This is a genomic window from Lichenihabitans sp. Uapishka_5 (genome assembly GCF_033947565.1).
Taxonomy (GTDB): domain Bacteria; phylum Pseudomonadota; class Alphaproteobacteria; order Rhizobiales; family Beijerinckiaceae; genus Lichenihabitans.
Window position 1 is genome coordinate 1 of sequence record NZ_JARPVX010000043.1, and the last position, 21,544, is coordinate 21,544.

At 67.2% G+C, this 21,544-nt stretch carries 19 protein-coding genes; 8 read left to right on the top strand and 11 right to left on the bottom strand.

What is annotated here, in order from left to right; translation table 11 throughout:
* Positions 1-524 (top strand): methyl-accepting chemotaxis protein (locus P7D22_RS14545; protein WP_319934968.1); only part of this gene is annotated, 524 nt, incomplete at its 5' end.
* Between the two features lie 97 nt (positions 525-621).
* Here the strand turns inward: P7D22_RS14545 and P7D22_RS14550 are convergent.
* The 5 genes from P7D22_RS14550 to P7D22_RS14570 all read right to left on the bottom strand — a co-directional run bounded on the left by P7D22_RS14550 (position 622) and on the right by P7D22_RS14570 (position 8,669).
* Positions 622-3,813 carry an autotransporter family protein gene (locus P7D22_RS14550; protein ID WP_319934969.1) on the bottom strand — a complete coding sequence of 1,064 codons (3,192 nt, stop codon included), beginning with the start codon at positions 3,811-3,813 and terminating at the stop codon, positions 622-624.
* 187 nt (positions 3,814-4,000) lie between these two features.
* A complete protein-coding gene (locus tag P7D22_RS14555) occupies positions 4,001-6,280 on the bottom strand; it encodes a xanthine dehydrogenase family protein molybdopterin-binding subunit (RefSeq protein WP_319934995.1) in 2,280 nt (759 codons plus the stop codon).
* 50 nt (positions 6,281-6,330) lie between these two features.
* Positions 6,331-7,320: an FAD binding domain-containing protein gene (locus tag P7D22_RS14560; RefSeq protein ID WP_319934970.1), complete on the bottom strand. Its 990-nt coding sequence runs from the start codon at positions 7,318-7,320 to the stop codon at positions 6,331-6,333.
* A complete protein-coding gene (locus P7D22_RS14565; RefSeq protein ID WP_319934971.1) occupies positions 7,317-7,823 on the bottom strand; it encodes a 2Fe-2S iron-sulfur cluster-binding protein in 507 nt (168 codons plus the stop codon). Before P7D22_RS14565 ends, P7D22_RS14560 begins: the two co-directional genes overlap by 4 nt.
* Before the next feature lie 99 nt (positions 7,824-7,922).
* Positions 7,923-8,669 carry an SDR family NAD(P)-dependent oxidoreductase gene (locus tag P7D22_RS14570; protein ID WP_319934972.1) on the bottom strand — a complete coding sequence of 249 codons (747 nt, stop codon included), beginning with the start codon at positions 8,667-8,669 and terminating at the stop codon, positions 7,923-7,925.
* A 56-nt stretch (positions 8,670-8,725) separates the two neighbouring features.
* On the opposite strand from P7D22_RS14570, the gene P7D22_RS14575 reads away from it, so the two are divergent.
* Entirely contained in the window at positions 8,726-9,253 is a 528-nt protein-coding gene (locus P7D22_RS14575; protein WP_319934973.1) for a DUF2721 domain-containing protein, read from the top strand.
* A gap of 12 nt (positions 9,254-9,265) precedes the next feature.
* On the opposite strand, the gene P7D22_RS14580 is transcribed toward P7D22_RS14575, so the two are convergent.
* The 3 genes from P7D22_RS14580 to P7D22_RS14590 form a co-directional block, all read right to left on the bottom strand.
* Positions 9,266-10,288 carry an SDR family oxidoreductase gene (locus tag P7D22_RS14580; RefSeq protein WP_319934974.1) on the bottom strand — a complete coding sequence of 341 codons (1,023 nt, stop codon included), beginning with the start codon at positions 10,286-10,288 and terminating at the stop codon, positions 9,266-9,268.
* A gap of 105 nt (positions 10,289-10,393) precedes the next feature.
* The gene (locus P7D22_RS14585; protein WP_319934975.1) at positions 10,394-10,966 is read right to left on the bottom strand and encodes a cytochrome b; all 573 of its coding nucleotides are present in this window, start codon (positions 10,964-10,966) and stop codon (positions 10,394-10,396) included.
* Positions 10,967-11,018: 52 nt separating this feature from the next.
* Positions 11,019-12,236 (bottom strand): penicillin-binding protein activator, encoded by a 1,218-nt coding sequence (locus P7D22_RS14590; protein ID WP_319934976.1) that lies wholly within the window; start codon positions 12,234-12,236, stop codon positions 11,019-11,021.
* A gap of 180 nt (positions 12,237-12,416) precedes the next feature.
* On the opposite strand from P7D22_RS14590, the gene rsmI reads away from it, so the two are divergent.
* The 4 genes from rsmI to P7D22_RS14610 all read left to right on the top strand — a co-directional run bounded on the left by rsmI (position 12,417) and on the right by P7D22_RS14610 (position 14,885).
* Positions 12,417-13,352 carry a 16S rRNA (cytidine(1402)-2'-O)-methyltransferase gene (gene rsmI, locus P7D22_RS14595; protein ID WP_319934977.1) on the top strand — a complete coding sequence of 312 codons (936 nt, stop codon included), beginning with the start codon at positions 12,417-12,419 and terminating at the stop codon, positions 13,350-13,352.
* Position 13,353: 1 nt separating this feature from the next.
* Complete coding sequence (locus tag P7D22_RS14600) at positions 13,354-13,740, top strand: YraN family protein (protein ID WP_319934978.1); 387 nt, start codon at positions 13,354-13,356, stop codon at positions 13,738-13,740.
* 50 nt (positions 13,741-13,790) lie between these two features.
* A complete protein-coding gene (locus P7D22_RS14605; RefSeq protein ID WP_319934979.1) occupies positions 13,791-14,258 on the top strand; it encodes a hypothetical protein in 468 nt (155 codons plus the stop codon).
* Positions 14,259-14,381: 123 nt separating this feature from the next.
* The gene (locus tag P7D22_RS14610; RefSeq protein ID WP_319934980.1) at positions 14,382-14,885 is read left to right on the top strand and encodes a MarR family winged helix-turn-helix transcriptional regulator; all 504 of its coding nucleotides are present in this window, start codon (positions 14,382-14,384) and stop codon (positions 14,883-14,885) included.
* 29 nt (positions 14,886-14,914) lie between these two features.
* Here P7D22_RS14610 and P7D22_RS14615 read toward each other — a convergent pair whose 3' ends face one another.
* A complete protein-coding gene (locus tag P7D22_RS14615; protein WP_319934981.1) occupies positions 14,915-15,469 on the bottom strand; it encodes a GtrA family protein in 555 nt (184 codons plus the stop codon).
* Positions 15,367-16,335, bottom strand: a complete 969-nt coding sequence (locus P7D22_RS14620; RefSeq protein ID WP_319934982.1) for a glycosyltransferase family 2 protein — start codon at positions 16,333-16,335, stop codon at positions 15,367-15,369. The genes P7D22_RS14615 and P7D22_RS14620 overlap by 103 nt, the downstream gene beginning before the upstream one ends.
* Positions 16,336-16,596: 261 nt before the next feature.
* Here P7D22_RS14620 and P7D22_RS14625 point away from each other — a divergent pair, with 261 nt between their 5' ends.
* Positions 16,597-17,970, top strand: a complete 1,374-nt coding sequence (locus P7D22_RS14625) for a hypothetical protein (RefSeq protein WP_319934983.1) — start codon at positions 16,597-16,599, stop codon at positions 17,968-17,970.
* 78 nt (positions 17,971-18,048) lie between these two features.
* Here the strand turns inward: P7D22_RS14625 and ettA are convergent, their stop codons facing one another.
* Positions 18,049-19,704 carry an energy-dependent translational throttle protein EttA gene (ettA, locus tag P7D22_RS14630; RefSeq protein ID WP_319934984.1) on the bottom strand — a complete coding sequence of 552 codons (1,656 nt, stop codon included), beginning with the start codon at positions 19,702-19,704 and terminating at the stop codon, positions 18,049-18,051.
* 190 nt (positions 19,705-19,894) lie between these two features.
* On the opposite strand from ettA, the gene P7D22_RS14635 reads away from it, so the two are divergent.
* The coding region (locus tag P7D22_RS14635; protein WP_319934985.1) for a P-loop NTPase fold protein at positions 19,895-21,544 on the top strand (1,650 nt) is incomplete at its 3' end.

A 21,544-nucleotide genomic window follows, 5' to 3' on the forward strand; every position in this document is an offset into this window, starting at 1 on the left:
TCGAGGCGGCCCGGGCCGGCGAAGCGGGGCGCGGCTTCGCCGTGGTGGCGTCGGAGGTGCGGGCCCTGGCCCAACGCTCGGCCGAGGCCGCCAAGGAGATCAAGGCGCTCATCTCGTCGTCGGCCGGCCAGGTAGGCGAGGGTGTCGCGCTGGTGGGCGAGGCCGGGCAGGCGCTCGGCCGCATCATGGCGCAGGTGTCCGACATCAACGCCATCGTGGCCGACATCGCGGCCTCGGCCCAGGAACAGTCGACGGGTCTCGACCAGGTCAACACCGCTATCAACCAGATGGATCAGGTGACCCAGCAGAACGCCGCCATGGTCGAGCAATCGACCGCGGCCAGCAAGAATCTCGCTGGCGAGACGGAAGAACTGGCCCGGCTGGTGAGCCGGTTCAAGGTCGGAGCCGCGGCGTCGACCGTGGTGCCCATGACGCGCGCGTCGCACCGGCGGGCGGCACCCGCGACGCTCGGGGCGACGGCCCGCAAGATCGAACCCGCCGAGACCGCTTGGGAAGAGTTCTGACAGGCGATCGGGCCAAGTGGGACACCCCTTGGCCTGATCGAACGAACTTTGGCGCGAAGTGGGTGCGCCGCTTCGCGCCACCCTTGAGGTGGTCCGATCAGAAATCGACCCGCAGGCCCCCACGACCGCCGTAAACCTGCTGGACGCCGGAGAACTCGCCGTCGAAATGGGCCGTGAGGGTCACGCCGGGACGGATGGTGAGATCGGCGCCGACCTTCACCTCGGCGCCGTTCTTGGCCGGCCGGGCGCCTTCCACCAGGAAGCTCGCCCTCGGCAGCGACACGAAGTTCGCCTCGAGGTTCCGGGTCGGCTCTAACTCGTGCACATAGGCCACCTGGACGAAAGGCCGGGCCACCATGCCGGTGCCGACCGGCATCAGGCCGTCGACCCGGACGCCGGTGAAGACCGGCAGCGATTCCGTGTCACGGCCTGCCACCGCAAGCGACAACAGCCCCGAGCCTGCGCCCGTTTCGCGGAACCCGTCCGCGCTCAGGTTGGCGAACTCCACCGCCGCGAAGGGTGTGACGCCGATCGAATCGTAGCCGGCGCCGTTGAAGGGCAGGCGCTGGCCGACTTCGCCGCGCACCCGCACCTCGAAGCTGTCGAAGCTCGACCGCTCGGCCTCACCCGCGAGGCCGCCGACCGCGCCGGCCGTGCGGCGTACGTCGTTCGAGAAGCCCGAGAAGGCGAGCGACCCCTCGGCATAGAAGCCGGTCGCGCCGCCATAGATGCCGTAGAGCGCGCCGTGGCCACCCGTGACCGTGCCCGAAGTGGCGCGGTCGGGCACCCGGAAGTCGGCTCCCGAGCCACCCGCCGCGGCGCCGAGCAGCAGGTTCGGCTGCACCTGGTAGTCGAGGCCGACGAGGCCGCCGAAGGCTTCGTTGGTCTGCCGGGCGGTGCCGAGGTCCGCGCTGCCGTCGATGCTGCCGCTGGCGCCGAAGCCGCCGCCCCAGGCCCGCCACAAGCGCTGCGGCGCCGGCGCCACCGGAAGCGGACCCTTGAGAACCGGGAAGGGCAGAGGGGTCGCCTCCGCATAGCCGAGCGGTCGCCCGGGCTGCGGGGCCACCAGCGTAACGCCGTTCGGCGCCGCCGCGGTGGGCGAGCGCCAGCTGTTCATCGCGTCGGTGATCGATCCTGTGAAGGCCCGGCTCGCCGCGAAGGTGGCATTCTCGGTGCCGGTCAGGCCTTCGCCGCCGAGCCGGTCGAGGGTCGCCCCGCCAAGGGCCGCCGAGGACAGGTTATTCAGATAGGCGGCGTTGACGACCGCGCCCGTCGCGGCGTCGCGCACCTGGGCGGCGCCGGCCGTCAAGGCCCCGGCGATGCGCGCCTGGTTGAGGCTGGCGCCAAGCGGGGCGAAACTGGCATCGGTGCGGTCGAGCGTCAGGGTGGTGGCATTGACGCCGTAGCCGACGAAGGGGTTGACGGCGCCGCTCGCGTTGACGCTGCCGAAGGTGCCGCTGATGCCGCCCGTCGCGGTCAACACCTGGGCCTGCGTGAACGGCAGAGCGGTATCGAGCGTTGTAACACGCAGGGCCGAGCCGCCGATCACGGCCTGACCGTTGACCGTCGTGGCGCTCGCCTGGCCGTTGGCGGCCGTCACCGCATAGGTGGAGCCGGGCTGCAGCCGCAGGGTGCCGTTGACCGTGGTGGTGGCGGTGCCGGTGGCCGAGCCGCCCCCGAAGGTGCCGCCCGCCAGCGCCGTGACAGTGCCGTTCAGCGTGGCACCGTTGCCGTAAAGCGTGCTGCCGCCACCGATCGTCACCGGGATGGTGAGGCGGTCGGCCGACGCCATCGTCAGGGTGCCGGTCGTGCCGCCGAAATAGCCGGCGGCCGAATACAGGTCGATGCGGGTCCAATAGGACAGCGGCGTGCCGTAGAAGGCCGCCAGCGCATTGGTTTCGGTGTTGACCAGGATCTGGTTGATGGTCGAGGTCTGCAAGGCGCCATCAAGGCCGCCGTTCGGCGCGATGGCGCGGGCCGCGCTCGTGCTGCCCCCATAAAGCGTGGCCAACAGGATCGAGGCTTCAGGTCCCCCGAGGGGCGCGGCTTCCTGCGGCGCCGCCGCGAAGCTCAAGGTCGGCAGGCCATAGGTGAGGCGCTGCCGGTAAAGGGCCTGGTTGGCCGCCGAGGCGGTGTAGGGGTCGTTGGCCGTATTGGCGGCGCTCGCGGCGCAGGTCGCCACCGTGGCGCCGCAGCCGGCCGCGAGGGTGCTGGAAAGCTGCGCCTGTGCGGCGGTGAACAGCGTCGGCAGGTTGAGGGCGCTGCCCGTCGTGGCGGCATTGTTGATGTAGAGCGGATTTGTGAAGGCCTGGGCGAGGTCGTAGCTCGCCAGTGCCCGCGCCCCGATGATGTCGAGCGGGTAGTGGACGCCCAGCACGATGCGGCTGTTGCCGTATTCGGACGCCCGCAACACGGCGCTCTGGTAGAGGCTCGGCGTCAGCATCGCCAGCAGGATGCCGTCCGTATAGGCGTAGGTGGTGTGGCCGCTCGGGAAAGACGGGTTGGTGGCGAGGCCGTTCAGTGCCGTCGGGTCGAAGGCGTTGATGCGGTTCGGCGCCACCTGCACGGGGCGCGAGCTGCCGTAAACGTCCTGGCCGGCCTGGGTGTTGGTCACCCCATAGGCGAGGTCGATCACGCTGCTGGTGGGGTTGGGCAGGGTGCCGAAGCGCGGCAGCGTATAGCCCGGCGGGGCGACGGCCGGGGTCGCCACATAGCCGGGTGGCGTCACGGACGGGTTGGTGGCGGCGCCGTTGGCGAAATAGTTCTTGGCGACGCCAAGGTCGCTGCTGGTGAAGGTGTAGGCGCCGGTCAGCAGCCGCACCACGGTGCCGAGCGGGCCGGCGGTCCCGTTCTGCACTCCCTGCACGTAAAGCGGGCCGAGCAAGGAGCCATAGGCGCCGACCGGCTGCGACGGCGTTACCGCGCTGCCGGCCGGCCGGGCCTGGTTGGGCAGGCCGCCAGCCAGGTTGGCTGCGACTCCGAAGGCCTGAATGGTCCCGACCGCAGTGGTGCCGAGCGTCGTCGAAACGCCACCGAGCAGGTTCTTGTCGCTGATGGCCAGCGCCTGCTGGGCTGGGCTGGCGCCATTGTTGGTGGCGACCGTGCCGTTCAGGCTGTTCTGCAAGGTTTCAACCCCGACCGCGCTGGCATTGAGCGCCAGGAAGGGCGATAGCAGGTTGAGAACGTTGACGTTTGCCGGGGTGATATTGGCCGACTGCGCCATCGCGGCCGAGCTTGCGGCCAGGGCCGCCGTCAAGGCGATCAGGGATGTCGATGAAGCGAAGCGCATGTGCAGGGACCCGTGCGGAGGATGCCCCAGCTAGTCCGGCGTCCATGACAGGCTTCTGACACGCAGGCGACACAGGCTCGACGCAATCGGGCCTGTGTCGTCCGTAACACACTGTTAACGAGGGAAAAAATCCCACAATGAAGGGCCATGGGTGCGGCGCCCGGTTGGAACCGGGCGCCGCACGGGATCACATCAGCTTGTCGAGCGTGATCGGCAGGTCGCGCACCCGCTTGCCGGTGGCGTTGAACACCGCATTGGCCACGGCGGCGCCGACGCCCGTGATGCCGATCTCGCCGATGCCGCGGGCGCCCATCGGCGCATGCGGGTCGGGAATGTCGGTCCACATCACCTCGATCCGGGGCACGTCGAGCTGCACCGGCACGTGGTATTCGGCCAGGCTCGGATTCATCACCCGGCCGCTGCGCTCGTCGAAGAAGGTTTCCTCGGTCAGCGCGAGGCCAAGGCCCATGATGATGCCGCCCCGGAACTGGCTCGCCGCCGTTTTCGGGTTGAGGATGCGCCCGCAATCGAAGGAGCCCAGGAACCGGCTCACCCGCGGCTCGCCCGTGACGGCGTTGACCCGCACCTCGCAGAACATCGCGCCATGCGAATGCATCGACCAGTGCTGGGTCTCGAGCGGCGGCGGCCCTTCGGCCTCGACGCTCACCTCGTCGCGCCCGGCGCGCGCCAGGATGGAGGCATAGGTTTCGTGCCGCGTCGGGTCGTCACGCTTGGCGAGGCCGCCGTCGCGACCCTCGACTTCGTCGGCCGACAAGCCGGCCAGCGGCGAATCGTTGCCGGCGAGCCGCAGCAGTTCGGTGAGCAGCGCAGCGTGGGCCGCCATCACGGCCGCGCCGATCGAGGCCGTTTGCTGCGAACCGCCGGCCAGCACCACGCCCGGCAGGCTCGAATCGCCGTAGCGGAAGTCGACATCCGCCATCGCGAGGCCGAGCCGCGCCGCCGCCACCTGGGTCTGCGCCGTTGCGGTGCCCATTCCCATCTCATGCGCGGCGATCGACACGGTAGCGCGCCCGTCCTGGCCGAGCCTGATCCGCGCGGCCCCGCCCGGCATGCGGTTGTAAGGGTAGGTCGAGCTTGCGACCCCCATGCCGACGAGCCATTCGCCTTCGCGTCGCGTGCCCGGCACGGGATCGCGCCGCGCCCAGCCGAAGCGCTCGGCACCCGACCGGTAGGCTTCCACGATATGGCGCGACGAGAACGGCGCCCCGGAGATCGGGTCCTTTTCGGGTTCGTTACGCAGGCGCAATTCGATCGGATCGACGCCGATCTGATGGGCGAGCTCGTCGATGGCGCTTTCCATCGCGAAGGTGCCGACGGCTTCGCCCGGCGCCCGCATGAAGGTGTTGGCGAGGGCGTCGAGATAGGCCACCTCGACGTCGAGCTTGAACGTCTTCGACGCATAGGCGCCCTTGGTGCCCTGGATGAAGGGCTCCGGCAGAGCGTTGTGGCGCGTCATCGACACGGTACCGGTGTGAATCATCGCGTCGAAACGGCCATCCTCGCTGACCCCGAGGGCAACCCGCTGCTCGGTCAGACTGCGTCCGCCCACCAGCCGGAATACACCCTCACGCGACAAGACGATGCGCACCGGACGACCGGCGAGCTTTGCGGCCGCGGCGGCCAGCACCTGATGATCCCACAGCGTCTTCGAGCCGAAGCCGCCGCCGACATAGGGCGACGACACATGCACTTGCGATTCGTCGAGGCTGAAGATTTGCGCCACCGACCAAGCCGTGTGGGCCACCGCCTGGGTGGCGTCGTGAATCGTCAGCGCGTCGCCGTCCCAGGCAAGCGTCGCCGCATGCAGCTCGATCGGGTTGTGGTTGTGACGCGGCGTCGTGTAGGTGGCCTCGAGGCGGTGGTGCGCCGCTTTGAAGGCTGCCTCGGCGTCGCCGATCTCCATCTTCAACGGCTGGCCCATGAACATGCCGGGCTCGGTGCCTTGGGCGCGCGCTTCGGCGAACCCCACGACAGCCGGCTCGGCCTCGTAGGTGGCCTCGATCAGCGCCACGGCATGGTCGGCCTGTTCCTGCGTGTCGGCCAGCACCACGGCGATGGCCTGACCGTTCCAGTAGATGCGGTCGTCCTGCATGATCGGCAGGTCGTTGCCGCCCGTGGCCTTCGGGGCCGTCATGAACAACGGCATCGGCTTCATGCGGGGCGCGTTGCGATGAGTCATCACAAGGGCGACGCCCGGCGCGCGCTCGGCCGCACCGGTGTCGAGCGTGGCGATGCGCCCTTTCGCGACCGTGCCATAGGCCAGGGCCGCATAAAGCATGCCGGGCAACGGCACCTCGGCCGCGAAACGCGCGGCGCCGCGCACCTTGACGGGGCCGTCGATCCGCGAGATCGAGGCGCCGATGAGCCCATGCTGCTGGCGGATCAGCGGATCGGGCCGGCCGCCCGGAATCAACCGATCGGGCGCAAGCTCGACCGCCTTCTGCATGACGGCCTGGGCTGCGCCCTTGATGGCCTGCTTGGCGTCTTCCGCGATGCTCATTGTCCGGCTCCCGCGAGTTCGTCGAGCACGGCCACGATCACGCGCCGGCTCAGTTCAATCTTGAAGCCATTGTCGCGCAACGGCACGGCTCCGACGAGTTCAGCATCGGCCGCAGCCGCGAAAGCCGCAGCAGTGGCGGGCTGGCCCCGCAGGGTGGCTTCGGCCGTTGTGGCCCGCCATGGCTTGTGGGCGACCCCACCGAGCGCCAGCCGCACGTCGCGGACCCGCCCATCGGGGCCGACGTCGAGGGCCGCCGCCACCGACACCAGCGCAAAGGCATAGCTGGCCCGGTCGCGCACCTTGCGATAGGTCGAGCGCCGGCCGAAGCCCAAGGGTGGCACGCCGATCGCCGTGATGAGTTCCTGCGGCTTCAACTCGGTCTCGACGTCGGGATGGCCGCCCGGCAGGCGGATCAGGTCGGTCAGCTTCACCGTGCGGGCGCCGTCCGGGCCTTCGAGATGCACATCGGCATCGAGCGCCGCCAGGGCGACGCACATGTCGGACGGATGGGTGGCCACGCAGGACGGCGAGGCGCCGAGGATGGCATGGATGCGGTTGAAGCCATCGATGGCGTCGCAGCCGGCCCCCGGCTGACGCTTGTTGCAGCGCGCCGCCTCATCATAGAAATACAGGCAGCGGGTGCGCTGCAAAACATTGCCGCCGACCGTCGCCATGTTGCGGATCTGCCCGCTGGCTCCGGCCAGGATGGCACGCGCCAGCATGGGAAACTCGCGCCGCACCGTCGCATCGAGCGCCACGGCGCTGTTGCTGACGCCCGCCCCGATGGTCAGGCCGCCGTCGGGGTTGCGGGTGATGGCCTTCGACAGGCCTGTGACGTCGACGAGCGCGTCGGGCGCCTCGATCGACTCGCGCATCAGGTCGACCAGGTTGGTGCCGCCACCGAGGTACTTGGTGCCGGCCGTTTCCCCGGCCATGCGGATGGCGGCCGGAACGTCGTCGGGTCGGGCGTAGGAGAACGGGTTCACGCGGCCTCTCCGGCATAGGTGGCCGCGATGGCATCGACGATGCCGTTATAAGCGCCGCAGCGGCATAGATTGCCGCTCATGCGTTCGCGCAATTCGTCGTGGTCGAGCGTAACGGTGTCGGCCGCGAGGTCGGCCGTGACGACGCTCGGCATGCCGCGCCGCGTTTCGGCCACCATGCCGATCGCCGAACAAAGCTGGCCGGGCGTGCAATAGCCGCACTGGAAACCGTCGTGTTCGATAAAGGCGCGCTGCAGATCATGCAGAACACCGTCGGCCTCGAGGCCTTCCACAGTGGTGATGGCGCGGCCCTGATATTGCACCGCGAGTGCCAGGCAGGAGTTGATCCGCTCGCCGTCGACCAGAACCGTACAAGCGCCACATGCGCCCTGGTTGCAGCCCTTTTTGGTGCCGGTGAGATCGAGATGGTCGCGCAGGAGGTCGAGCAGCGACACGCGTGGATCAAACGCGGTCTCGACATCCCGGCCATTGATGGTGAAGCGCATATCGCCCCCTTCAGTGTCGGAAGTCTACATTATAGGCGTTCAAATCTGCGCTGCCAGGGGCCCCAGACGGAATGCGGGGTGGTGTCGCGGGGCGTTCGCTCAGGGCGGGATCTCGGCGCCGTCCCAGGCAAAGCAGCGACCGCTTTGGGCCGGCGTCAAGCCATCCAGCACGTCGAGCAGATGCGCGGCCGAGCGCTCGGGCGTGAACAAGGCGTCGGGCGCCACATGACCCTGGAACGGCCGGCTGAGGCCGCTATCGACCGTGCCGGGGTGCAGCGACACACACAGCGCCTCGGGCCGCGTCCGGCCGATCTCGATGGCGGCGCACCGCACCATCATGTTGAGCGCCGCCTTGGAGGCGCGATAACCGTACCAGCCGCCGCTGCGGTTGTCCGTGATGCTGCCGACGCGGGCCGACAACACCGCGATGGCGGCTCGGCCCTGCCGCGGCAGCAGGGGCGCAAAGGCCTTGAGCACCAGCGCCGGCCCGATGGTGTTGAGCGCAAAGCTGCGGGCGAGCCAGTCCGGGTCGAGCTGCTTCAGGGCACGCTCGGGGCCGCGCTCCCCGTCGTGCAGCTGCCCCGTCGCGACGATCACGAGGTGCAGCGGGGTCGCGATGGCGCGCGCCGCCGCCTCGATGCTGGGGGGATCGCCGACGTCGATCAAGCCCGGCACCACGCGGGGGGTGTCGGCCACTGCCGCGGGGTGCCGGGACAAGGCATGCACGGCGGCGAAGCGCGGGTCGGCGGCCAGCCGCGCCACCAGGGCGCGGCCGATCGCGCCGCCGGCGCCGATCACGGCGGCCCGGATTGCCGTCTCAGGGGAGGCGGCATCAGGCTGGCTCATGCGGCGGCCCTGTCGTAGAGCACGCGGCAGCACGTGACAGCCCCAGGACGGCCGGGATGCAGGATGATTTCGGATTGGCGCGCAGCATCGACGAGGTGGCGCATGTCATCCAGGTGGCGCTGACGCCCGTTTTCCTTTTGTCCGGCATCGCATCGCTGCTCGGCGTCTTCTCGTCCCGCCTGGCCCGGGTGGCCGATCTCGTTCATTCGGTATCGGACAAGCTGGAACAGGCCCCCGATGCCGGCCGCCGAGCCACCCTGCAACGGCGCCTGAAATTCCTGCGACGCCGGTCTCACCTGCTCGACTCCGCCGTCATCCTCGGGGCGGTCGGGGGCGGCGCCACCTGTATGGCGGCGTTGTTGTTGTTTGTCGGCACCTTGCGCAACCAGGCGGTCGTCACGTCGCTGTTCGCCGCCTTCGGCTTCGCGCTCATCTGCACCGGATCGGCGCTGGCGACCTTTCTGGTCGAGGTGCTGATGGCCAGCCGCGGCATCCGCGATCAGGTCGCGGCCATCAGCGAGGAGGTCGAGGCTGCCGACCCGCCGGATCTCGGCAGCGGCGACGCCAGCACCGCGGGGGCGTGACGGCACCCTCGGTCAGCTCCGCCGCATCGCCTTGCGGAGCGGGCCGGCGCCAAGCGCCACCAGACCCGCAAGCCCGGTGAGACCCGCGACCGCCACATCCCGGGTCCGCGAGGTGAAGAATTCCTGGGTGGTCGGCTTCACCCGGTCCGCGAAGGGCCCGTCGATGCCGGGGTCGCCCATCGGCGCCTCGAACAGGTTGCCCTCAGGCATCGACGGCGGGCCGTCGCGCAACTGCGCCTCCCACATCTTGGCGGCCTGCTGGTCCGCGAAGCCGGGCGCCAGCCGCTGGGCCGCCGCCATCTCGAGCACCGAGCGGCCAACCCAGACCTCCCGGGTCGGCGTGCGCGCGGCTGCCAGGATTGCAGCGGCACAAAGCCGGGGATCGTAGACGGGGTCGGGCGCATTCTGGGCCTGACCCGTGTGGTTGCGCGACCGGTCGAATTGCGGAGTGTTGACGGCCGGCAGATACACCGTCGTCAGCTCCACCGCCGAAGCGTCGTGGATCAGCTCGGCCCGCAGGCTGTCGGTGAATCCCGTCACGGCGGCCTTGGCGCCGCAATAAGCGGCCTGCAGCGGCGCCGACCGGATGGCGAGCCCCGACGACACCTGGATGATATGGCCGAGGTTGCGCGGCCGCATGTGCCGCAGCGCCGCCAGGGTGCCGAACACCTGGCCGTGGTAGGTCACATCGGTGACGCGACGCCATTCCTCGGGCGTGATCTTGTCGGCGGGGGCCACAACCGTGGCCATGGCGTTGTTGACCCATACGGCCATCGGCCCGAGCTCGGCCTCGATGCGTTCGGCCGCGGCATCAAGCGCCGCAACATCGGTGACATCCACCTTCAAGGCCAACACCGGAGCGCCCAGAGCCGCGAGTTCCGTCTCGGTGGCGCGAAGGCGGGCTTCGCCGCGGCTCAGCACCGCCACCGCCCAGCCGTCCCTGGAAAAGGCCTGGGCGGTCGCCCGGCCGATCCCCTGTGTGCCGCCGGTGATCACCGCCACCCTGCGCCGCTTGCCCTGTGTCGTCCCGCTCATTCCGCCATCCCCGAAAGCCATGCCCAACACATCGCGCGGCACCGGGCTGCCGGCCAGGGGCCGCGCGGGGTCGGCGTCCAGCGACATCTCCGCGCGTGTCGGGCCTCAGCCGGCGCGTTGCGCCGGCATCATCCGGTCGAGAATGCCGTCCCGGCGCACCGCCACATGCCAGGCGGTGGCCAGCACGTGGGTGACGATCAGGGCATAAACCAGCCATTGGCCCGTCACAGCATGCAGCCAGATGCCGGCCTGCACGACGGCGTCGCTGCGGGGCAGCCCCGGCACGGTGAACAGCCAGAAATAGGTGACAGGATGGCCGCCCGCGGCGGAGATCATGTAGCCGCTGACCGGCATGCCGAACAGGATGAGGTAAAGCAGCCAATGGGACACATGCGACGACACGCGCTCCCAGGTTGAAAGGCTGCGCGGCAGCGGCGGCGCCGGATGGCGGGCCCGCCAGGCGAGGCGCACCACCGCCAGGGCCAGGATCGTCAGGCCGACGGATTTGTGCAGCGTATAAACATCCTCGCGGGTTTCGGCCGTGCGGGGCATGTTGATCATCACCCAGGCGAGCGGCAACACCGCGAACATCAGCCCCGCCATCAGCCAGTGGAACACCTGAGCCACGGCTGTGTAGCGGCCAGCGCTGGCCGGCGGGTTCATCAGCGTTTCAGGCATCGGCCAGTCTTTCGGGTCCAAACGGGTAGCGGCCGCTTTGGCGCGGCTCGCATCATTGCGCCGAGGCGGTCGCCGAAAAGGTGCGCGGCGCCGGGCTCACCGTGGTGGCACTGCCGTTGTTGATGGCCAGCACCGCAAGGCCGCGCTCGTTCAGGCCGTCCGGGCGGAACCGGAACACACCGTCGGCCCCGTTGAAACCCGAAGCATTGGTCAGGGTGCCGTCGGTGAAGCGATTGGCCCCTTGAGTCCGCGCCAGGGCCGCCACCAGGGACACCGCGTCGTAGGACAAGGTCGCGATGCGGGCCGGGTCGTTGCCGAACTTGGCCCGGTAGCGGCCCGCAAAGGCGTTGAAGCCGGTGTTCTCGGGTGTCGCGAACCAGGCACCCTGCAGGGCCGGCAGCTTCAACACCCGTGCGTCGTTCCAAACCCCGGTGCCGAGGATCTGCACCTTGTGGCTGTCGATGGTGTTGGCCTGCAGGGTCTGGGCCACGCTCGCCATGGCGTCTGCCCCCTCGGGGATGAACAAGGCATCGATGCGCGGCAGGTCGCCGGCGATGCGCTGGATCGCGGGGCCTGCCTGACCCGGGGCATAACGCTCGATCGCCTCGACCCGGACGCCGCGTCGTGCCGCCGCGGCCTGGAACTCCGCCAGGGCCACATTGCCGTAGTCGTTTTCCGGCACCAGCGCCGCGAAGCTCTTCTTGCCCTGCTGGGCCGCATAATCGACGATGCGATCGACGTAGTTCTCGATCAGGAACGACAGGAGGTAGACCCCATTCGAGGCCGCGCCCGAGTCGGTCGAAAAGCCGATCACCGGCCGGTTGGCTGCCTTGGCGACCCGCGCGGCCTCGCGCACGTCGCCGGCGAACAGCGGCCCGAGGATCATCTCGGCGCCTTCGCCGAGCGCCGCCTGGGTGGCGTCGCGGGCGCCATCGGGCGTGCCATGGTCGTCCTTGACCAGGATCGTCAACCCGGTCGAGCCGGATTCCGCGTAAGCCAGCTCGGCGGCGTTGCGCAGCGCCGTACCGACCCCGCTCGGGGCGCCATTCTGGGTCAACGGCAGCACCAGGGCGATCTTGGTCGGACCGGAACCGATCGCGGTCGGCGCCACGCTGGCCAGGGGCTTGGACTGGACGGGCGCCAGCGGGGCCGACAGCGTGTCGCTCGTGGGCGGCGTCGCTCCTCCCACCCCGATCTGGCTACAACCCGCCACCAGGGCCGCGATGCTTGCGGCCGTCCCCATCGCCCTCAGCCCCCGAACCACACCCATGCCGACCCCTCGTTGCTCCGGAATGCCTGCCGCCACGCCGCCTCCAGCCTTGTTTACGGTACATCGCGTCCGTCGGGCAAACCCGCTCGTCGATCATCCGGGTCCATGGCGATTTCACGGGCCGCCATTCTTTCCGGCTTTCGGGTTGTCCGGTAGGACAGGCCGGGACGGGAGATGCGCGTGATCAAAGGTTCGGGGCAGAAGGGCGACGGCAGCCGAGCCTCGTCGGCGGGCTTCACGGCACTGGGGCTGCGGGCCGAGGCGGAACCGCTGCCGCCGGGACTGCATGTGGTGGCGACCCCGATCGGCAATCTTGGCGACATCTCGTTCCGCGCCGTCGCGACCCTGGCGGCCGCCGATGTCGTCGTGGCCGAGGACACCCGGGTCACCAAGGTGCTGCTGGCCCATTATGGCATCGCGACCCCGCTGATGGCCTATCACGAGCATAATGCGGCCGCGATGCGGCCGCAGCTCCTGGCGCGGCTCGCGGCCGGCGGCACCCTGGCGCTGGTGTCGGACGCCGGCACGCCGCTCGTGTCCGACCCGGGCTACAAACTCGTGGCCGAGGCCGTCGCGGCGGGGCTGCCGGTGGTGCCGGTGCCGGGCGCCTCGGCGGTTCTGGCGGCCCTGGTGGTGGCGGGCCTGCCGACCGACCTGTTCTTCTTCGAAGTCTTCCTGCCCGCGAAGAGCGCCGCACGACGGGCCCGCATCGCCGACCTCGCGGCCGTGCCGGGGACGCTGGTGTTCTTCGAATCGGGCCGCCGGGTGGCCGAAACCGTGGCCGACCTCGCGACCGTGCTGGGCGAGCGCGACGCGGCGCTGGCCCGGGAACTGACCAAGCATTTCGAGACTGTGCGTCGGGCGCCCCTGCCGACGCTTGCCGCCGCTTTGGCCGATGAAGATCCGCCGAAGGGCGAGATCGTGCTGCTGGTCGGGCCGCCGCCGGCGGGCGGCGTGCCGGTCGATGCCGATGCGGTCGAGGCGAAGCTGCTGGCCGCGCTCGACCGGCTCGGCGTCAAGGACGCCTCCGCCGTGGTGGCGGCCGAAACCGGGCTGCCGCGCCGCGAGGTTTACGCCCGCGCCCTGGCCCTCGTGGCCGGACGCCGCGACCGGTAGCATGGGTCTCGGTCACGACCCGGACCGGCGCCGACGCACCTTTCTGGCGGGCCACCGGGCCGAGCGGATCGCCCTGATATGGCTGGCCCTACAGGGCTACCGCGTGCTGGCCCGCCGTTATGCGGTGCGCGGCGGCGAGATCGACCTCGTGCTGCGGCGTGGCGGCTGCGTGATCTTCGTCGAGGTCAAGGCGCGTCCGACCTTGGTGGAAGCCGCGACGGCCGTCACACCGGCCCAGGGGCGTCGCATCGCGCGGGCCGCAGCCGTGTGGCTGGCCCGCAACCCTTGGGCGTCGACGTTGACGTTGCGCGGCGACATTCTGGCGATCGCGCCATGGCGCTGGCCGCGACACTGCAAAGGAGCGCTGCCGATCCAAGCTGAAACCTGACAGGGCCAAGCCAAGATCGATCACATCCAAGTGATTTGCATCCACATGATATGCAGATAAATGTGTGGTGGAAAAATTATGAGGAGACCATCATGCGTTTTCTGATTGCAGGCACCACGGCGTCGTTGATGATCGCAGGCGCTGTTCTGGCCAGTGCGGCCCCGGCCTATGCCGATGACGATGCGTATTTCAACCATGCCAAAGGCACCATGAGCGGGGCCCCTGCCGAGTCTTCCTCCGCCGGTGCGGCGGCGTCGCGCCCCTACATGCAGGAAGAAAAGCGAGACACCCAGACGCAGGCGAGCTCGAGCGACGATGCCCTGTTCAACCATGCAAAGGGCACGATGTCGGGCAGTGAGCCGGCAACGCCGGCTGCCGGCGGCACTTACGTGGCTTCTTATCCGCACTACATGCAGATGGACCCGCGCGACGCCAAGGCAGACCCCAATGCATCGCAGGATGTCGATGGTCAAAACCCTATGTTCAACCACGCCAAGGGGACGATGAGCCCGAACTAAGGGGTTTGTCGGTTCTTCCCTCCGCCTTAGCGGTTGGGGTTTAAACGGAATTTGATGTGGGAGCGGCTCGGTCTGCTCCCGTTTCGCGTTGAAGAGCCCCACCGGCTCTGCGATACCTTTGTGATGACCGACGCGGAGAAAGAACGCCACGCCATCATGGCCACCATGGTCCAGGCCAGCCGTCGCTGGCGGAAGCTGGCCCAGGTCGCGTTGGCGGATCACGACATTTCGCAGGCCAGGGCCTCGGCGCTTGTCTGGGTGCATCGCCTTGGCGGCGGCGTGCGCCAGATCACCCTGGCGAGCTACATCGGCATTGAAGGCACCTCACTGGTGCGTTTACTCGACGAATTGAGCGCCGCGGGGCTCCTGGTTCGCAAGGACGACCCGAACGACCGGCGGGCCAAGACGATCTGGCTGACCTTGGCCGGTGTTCGCCTGGCCGAGGAAGCCGAAAAGGTGCTTGCTGAGTTGCGCGACCGCGTGCTGGGCGGCGTCAGCGACGCCGACCTCGATGCCACCATCCGGGTCTGCCAGGTCGTCAACCGGGCCGCCGACAAGAGCTGCATGGGCGCAGCCCCGATCGTCGAACAGGAAGCCGGGTTCATCGGCGACCTGCCGATCGATTGAGCTCTAGGTTCGCTTCACACTAGGATGAGCTACGTCCTCATTGAACCACGTTTGGTCTGAAATACGACGAGGCGTGCGCCTAGGTAATTCAGAAATAAAGCGACGATCGAGGCTAATGCCAAGGCGATAAGCGGCGCGCTGGACGCAGGACGTAGAAGGAAATAAATCCCCGTATAAATGGCAAGATTTAGGATGAATCCGATGCCTTGAACGCCGAGATATTTTGCTAGCATGCCGAGATACGCTCGCTCGCCACTGTCGCGGAACGTCCAACGTCGGTTCAACTCGAATGTGACCACTACGGCGCAGGCGAACGAGCCAAGTCGGGCCGCAAGAGGATGAAGCGAGCCCCAATGGATCAACGCCATGAGGACAGAGGCGTCAGTCACAAATCCTACCGCTCCTATGATGCAGAAGCGGACAAACTGCGATTGTAGGAGTTGCGACACAAATCCCAGACGCCTCGGGGATCCCCAAGCCATCACCGGCTTGGCCTTGGCGTCGCCAAATAGGTCAGGCGCTTCACCTCTCGGCGCATTTTTGCGACGACGTCGAGTATTATGCCCGTGAAAATGGATAGCCATCCGAGTACCACGGTACCAACACTGAGAACAGCTGTCGGCAGTCGGGGCACGAGTCCAGTTTCGACGTAGGTGAGAATGACTGGGATGCTAAGACCAGCACCAAGGAGAATCAGGAACAAGCCTACGAAGCCAAAAAACTGCGCCGGCCGCTCATCTTTGACCAAGCGGGCGATGAGCAAGAGGATACGCGTTCCATCCTGATAGGTCCTCAGTTTGCTGGTGGACCCGCTCGGGCGTTCGCGATATTGCGCAGACACTTCGCCCATAGTCATGCGCATTTCAAGCGCGTGAACCGTTAGTTCGGTTTCAGTTTCGAAGCCGTGCGACATGGCCGGGAAAGACTTAACGAAGCGTCGCGACAGGGCCTTGTAGCCCGATAGCATATCGGTGGATTCGCGACCGAAGAACAAGCGTACCAGTCCCGTCAGCACGACGTTGCCGAGACGATGACCCCGCCGATAGGCTTCAACGGCATCGGACACGCGGGATACGTTGACGAAGTCAAAATCCTGCTCCAGCACCATGCTGGCAATTTGCCCGGAAGCGTCCGGGTCGTAGGTGTCATCGCCGTCAACGAGGATGTAGCAGTCAGCGTCGATATCGGCGAACATGCGTCGAACAACATGCCCTTTGCCCTGGCGTTGCACATGCCGGACGATCGCACCGGCTGATTTAGCCACTGCCACCGTGTCGTCCGTGCTGTTATTGTCAAAAACATATACCTGGGCTTGCGGCAGGTTTCGTCGGAAGCCTTCAACCACATTTCGAATTGTCAATGCCTCGTTGTAGCAAGGCACCAGGATCGCAATTTGCTGTTCCGCGACTTCAGGCGATCGTGTTGGCATAACGCTGCTAGAATTCTGCATCGGATCCCTGGAAAGATAAAAATCTATCGATATTGCTCCATGCACACAGCATGAAACATGCGCGTCACGCAATGGAACGTCGAGAAGCGCACGAATAATTTAGCTTGGTTGGTTGACGTCCCGGAGATGCACTGCCTGGCTTGCTGACCGATATTCCCATCATTGACCTTGGGTCGCCAGATTGGAGGTAAACCCTTGGCTCCCGACCGTGACGTGAGATACCAAGGTCCGACATAGCTTCCTTTGAATGAGAGAGTGTGGATGTCTGCAGTCGACCCCCGTGGGGTGTTGCCCCACGTATCGAAGCATCAACGCCGTCATCGTAGACCAAATGATCTTATTCTGATCCTGTGTGCCGTCTTTCTTGGGTCGGTTCCCAGGCTGGTCTGGGCCATCCGGCAGATCGGCATACCAGGATTGAATTTAGGGGAGGCACATAACGGAGCTGTAGGCCTTGCACTGAATGGTATGATTAGCAGTGTCTACCGTCCGCCCAACACCGTTTATCCGCCCGATGGATTGCCGACAGCACATCTCCTACCCATTCCGGTCAGTATTGCGGCCGGTGTCTACCATCTGTTCGGCATCGATACGCCGGCCGCGACGGTAGTGCTCACGCTTCTTGCTGTGGCCGTCACCATGGCGGGCTACGTCCTGTTCTTCTATGCATTCGCGGCTTTGGGGATGTCTCGTGGGGCCCGCTTGACGGCGCTCTTCGCGCTTTGCTTGATTCCCTTGAATATCCACCTCGAGACCGAGGACTTTCGCTTTTGGGAAGGGGGGTATGCGGTCATGGTGGCGGCGGCCCTGCTGCTCACCTTGGTGACGCTTCACGGCCGGGTTGCGATCACCTGGACCGAGATATTCGGGTTGGTACTTCTCAATGCGCTGTTATTTTTCATAAGTCCGCAACTCGGCGTCGCGGGATACGTATGCCTGGGCTTGCTGGCGCTGCGTAGGATCCCGCCGCGGCGTTGGTTTGGCACAGGCGCCCTCGCCGCAATAGCCCTTGGAATCTTTATCGTACCGTGGACAATCCGCAACGAGGCCTTGCTGGGTAAGCCGATTCTGCTTCGCAGCAATTTAGGACTCGAACTTGCTCTGGCTTTCCACCCTGCCGCAGTTGAGGGTGATGGGCGAACTACATTCGAGCAGCGTTACACGGACATACACCCGAATGTGACGGACAAGGCCTACGCCAAGATGAGGGCAGCTGGTGGCGAGGACCCTTACGCCGAACAACTGGGGCAAACCGCAAAGGCTTGGATGAACTCACACCCTCAAGACGTTGTGCGTCTCGGGATGCGACATCTCATTGAGTACGCCTTCCCGCCATCATGGGTGTTGCAGATATTCTCGAGCGACCCGCTCCGGCCGAGAGATTACTTCTGGCTGGCTATGACTTGGTTCTACTCCTTTGCCGGCCTCGCAGGATGTGTCTATGCCGTCCTCAGACTGGATAGCCGGTATCAATACGGCGTCATCCTTCTGGTTGTCTCGGCACTGCCCTTCGCCCTCGTTCAGCCGGTCACCCGCTACCACTTTATCATGTACGATCTCAGTGTGTTCTTCAGCTTCGTGCTCCTCGACCGCTTGGCCACTGCGGCAGCATGGCTGCGTCACCGCGTTGTCTGAACGGGTGGACGCGGCCGAACTGAACCGGTGCGCTGAAGCGCCGGTAAGTTGAAAGCGCCGCGTCCCAAAACCTATGAGCTACCGCGCGAACTTCTTGTACTTCATCCGATGCGGGATGAGCTCGGCGACGCCCAACCGGCGCTTCTTGTCTTCTTCGTAATCCTGGAAGTTGCCCTCGAACCATTCCACGTGGCTGTCGCCCTCGAAAGCCAGCATGTGGGTGGCGATGCGGTCGAGGAAGAAGCGATCGTGGCTGATGATGACGGCGCAGCCGGCATATTCGGTCAGCGCCGATTCTAAGGCCCGCAGCGTCTCGACATCGAGGTCGTTCGTCGGCTCGTCGAGCAGCAGCAGGTTGGCGCCTGACTTCAGCATCTTGGCGAGGTGCACGCGGTTGCGCTCACCGCCCGACAGTGCCCCGACTTTCTTCTGCTGGTCGGGCCCTTTGAAGTTAAAGGAGCCGCAATAAGCCCGCGAATTGATCTCGCGCTTGCCGAGATAGATGATCTCGGCACCGCCCGAAATTTCCTCCCAGACGTTCTTGGAATCGTCGAGTGAGTCGCGGCTCTGGTCGACGTAGCCGAGCTTCACGGTCTCGCCCACCTCGATGGTGCCGCCGTCGGGCTTTTCCTGGCCGGTGATCATGCGGAACAAGGTCGTCTTGCCGGCGCCGTTCGGGCCGATGACGCCCACGATGCCGCCGGGCGGCAACCGGAAGCTGAGGTTGTCGATCAGCAGCTTCTCGCCGAAGGCCTTCGACAGGCCCTCGAACTCCACCACCTTGTTGCCGAGCTTCTCGGCCACCGGGATGACGATCTGGGTCGAGGACGGAACCCTGTCGTTCTGCTTAATGACGAGATCCTCGTAGCGCTGGATGCGCGCCTTCGACTTCGACTGACGGGCCTTGGGCGAGGAGGAGATCCACTCGCTTTCCGCCTCGATGGCGCGGGTGCGGGACTCGTCCTCGCTCTTTTCCTGCGACAGGCGCTTCTGCTTGGCTTTCAGCCAGGCCGAATAATTGCCCTGGTACGGAATGCCCCGGCCACGATCGAGCTCGAGGATCCAGCTCGTCAGATTGTCGAGGAAGTAGCGATCGTGGGTGACGGTCAGAATGGCGCCCGGATAATCCTTCAGGTGCCCTTCGAGCCAGTTCACGGTCTCGGCGTCGAGATGGTTGGTTGGCTCGTCGAGCAGCAGCATCTCGGGCTTCTCGAGCAGCAGCTTGCACATGGCGACGCGGCGACGCTCGCCGCCCGACAGCTTCGACACTTCCCAGTCGTCCGGCGGGCAGCCGAGCGCGTCCATGGCTTGCTCGACCTGGCTGTCGAGGTCCCACAGGCCCTGGGCCTCGATCTCGTCCTGCAGCAGCGCCATTTCGTCGGCGGTTTCGTCCGAATAGTTCGTGGCGAGCTCGTTGTAGCGATCGAGGATCGCCTGCTTGGGCGCCACGCCCTTCATGACGTTGCCGCGCACGTCCAAGGCCTCGTCGAGTTGCGGCTCCTGCGGCAGGTAGCCGACCCGCACGCCTTCGGCCACGAAGCCTTCGCCGGTATATTCCTTGTCGATGCCGGCCATGATGCGCAGCAGCGTCGACTTGCCGGCGCCGTTGATGCCCAGCACGCCGATCTTGGCGTCCGGGTAGAAGGACAGATGGACGTCGTCCAGCACCTTCTTGCCGGTCGAGTAGGTCTTGGTCAGACCCTGCATGTGGTAGACGAACTGATTGGCCGCCATGGACGGGGACACTCGTTGCTTCGTGACGGATCGGAGGTTACCCGTTGCCCTAACAGGACAGGCTCTGCTCGACAAGGCGGACGCTTCGGCGCTCTGCCCGATCCTCGCCACGGATCGATGCTTGAAGCGCCGATGGTCCCGTGTCCGAGCCGAATCTCTGGCATCGATGGGCCATCGAGGGAGACCGCGCGTGAGTGTGACCGATCAGGCTTTGCAGGGTGTGGCCGAGCGCCCGGTGGCAGCCGCGCCCCAGCCGGCCCGGCTGCCGCCGGCTTTGTTCACGGCCGATGCGGCCGACGGCGTGCCGTCGAGCGCGCCACTTGCGGCCTTCCTGGCCGACCTCGCGCTGCACCGTGCGGCCGCGACCCCGCTCTGCGTCGGATTGTTTGGCCCTCCTGGTTCCGGCAAGTCGAGCCTGCTCGGCGCTACCCTCGACGCGGTTTCGGCGCTCGGCGATGCAGCGGGTGCGGCCGGGATCGCGACCCCCTTCGTGGCCGGCGCCGGCACGTTGCTGATCCGGGCCGAGCCGGGCCGTGATCCTTATCGCTCGCTGCTGCAGCAAGCCCATGACGGGCTCGTCGAGGCTTACCCGGCTGTCGCGGCCGAGGCCACGCATGGGCTCGGCGACCCCCAGGCCACGGCCCGGGAGGCCGACGAGCGGCTCGGCACGGCGCGCCAGCGCCTCGACGAGGAGCGTCGTCGCCTCGACGAATCGACCGCCCGTCAGGCGCGGATCGTCGAAACGGTGTTGTTCGACGAGTCCGGTTCGCGCGTCGATGCCTATGCGCGCGCCAATCGCGGCCGCATCGACCGTGCGATGCGACGCTTCGGCTTTGCGGGCGACCCCCTCCTGGCCTTCAAGGAAGCCGTGCGCGACGCGGCCGAGCCGGGCCTTGGGCGCGGTCTCGGCTTTGCCTCCGCGTTCTGGGCTTATCGTGGCCAGCTGCGTTTGTTGGCGGTCGGCATCGGTTTCTTTGTCGCCACGGGGCTGCTCGGCTCGCTGATGGAGCATGGCGATGGGTTGCTGGAGGCCTTGCGGTCCAGCAACGACAAGATGGGGCCGACGGTCGACTGGCTCGGCGCCCATAGGGGCTGGCTCGCGCCCCTCCACCAGCTGTTGCAACTCGCCGGTGTGGTGGCACTCGCCATCAATGTGGTGCGGGCGTTGCGGTTCGTCCAGCCTATCGCCCGGGGCGTTACGCTTCTGCAAGGCGACCTCGATGCCCGGCGTCACGACCTCGACGGGCTGGTGGCCCATCAGGCGCGCCGCGTCGAGGCGCTGAGCCGCGACCTGGAACAGGCGAGCAGCCGGGCCGCCGAGGCGGAACGACGCCTCGCCGGCGCTGCGGGGCCGACATCCGGCCGTGCCTTGGCGGGCCTCGGCGATGCGAGCCCGGCCGGCGCGGCCCGGAGTTTTTTCGCCAGCCTGTCGTCGGCCATCCTGGCGGCCCCGCAGGGCGGTGCGCCGGCCCGCCTGATCGTGGCGCTCGACGGTTTCGAGCGGCTGTCGCCCAAGGAGGCCGCGGCCTATCTCGAGGCGGCCCACCTGTGCTTCGACCGCCCAGGGTTCGTGATTCTGCTGGCGGCCGAGCGCGACCACCTCGCGGCCGGGTTGGCGGAGGCCGACCCGGCGCTGGCCCGCGCCACCCTGCATCGCATCGTGCAGGTTCCGGTTGCGGTCCTGGTTCAGGGCGGCGACGCCTGGCCGGAAGGTCGCCGGATGGCCGAGGCGCTGCTGCGTCCGGTGCCGGCCGCCGCCGCCGTCACGCTCGCGCCCGAGGCGGGTCGGTCTGCCTTCGACAAGCCCTGGATCGCCAAGGAGGCTGCCGTGGTGGAGGCC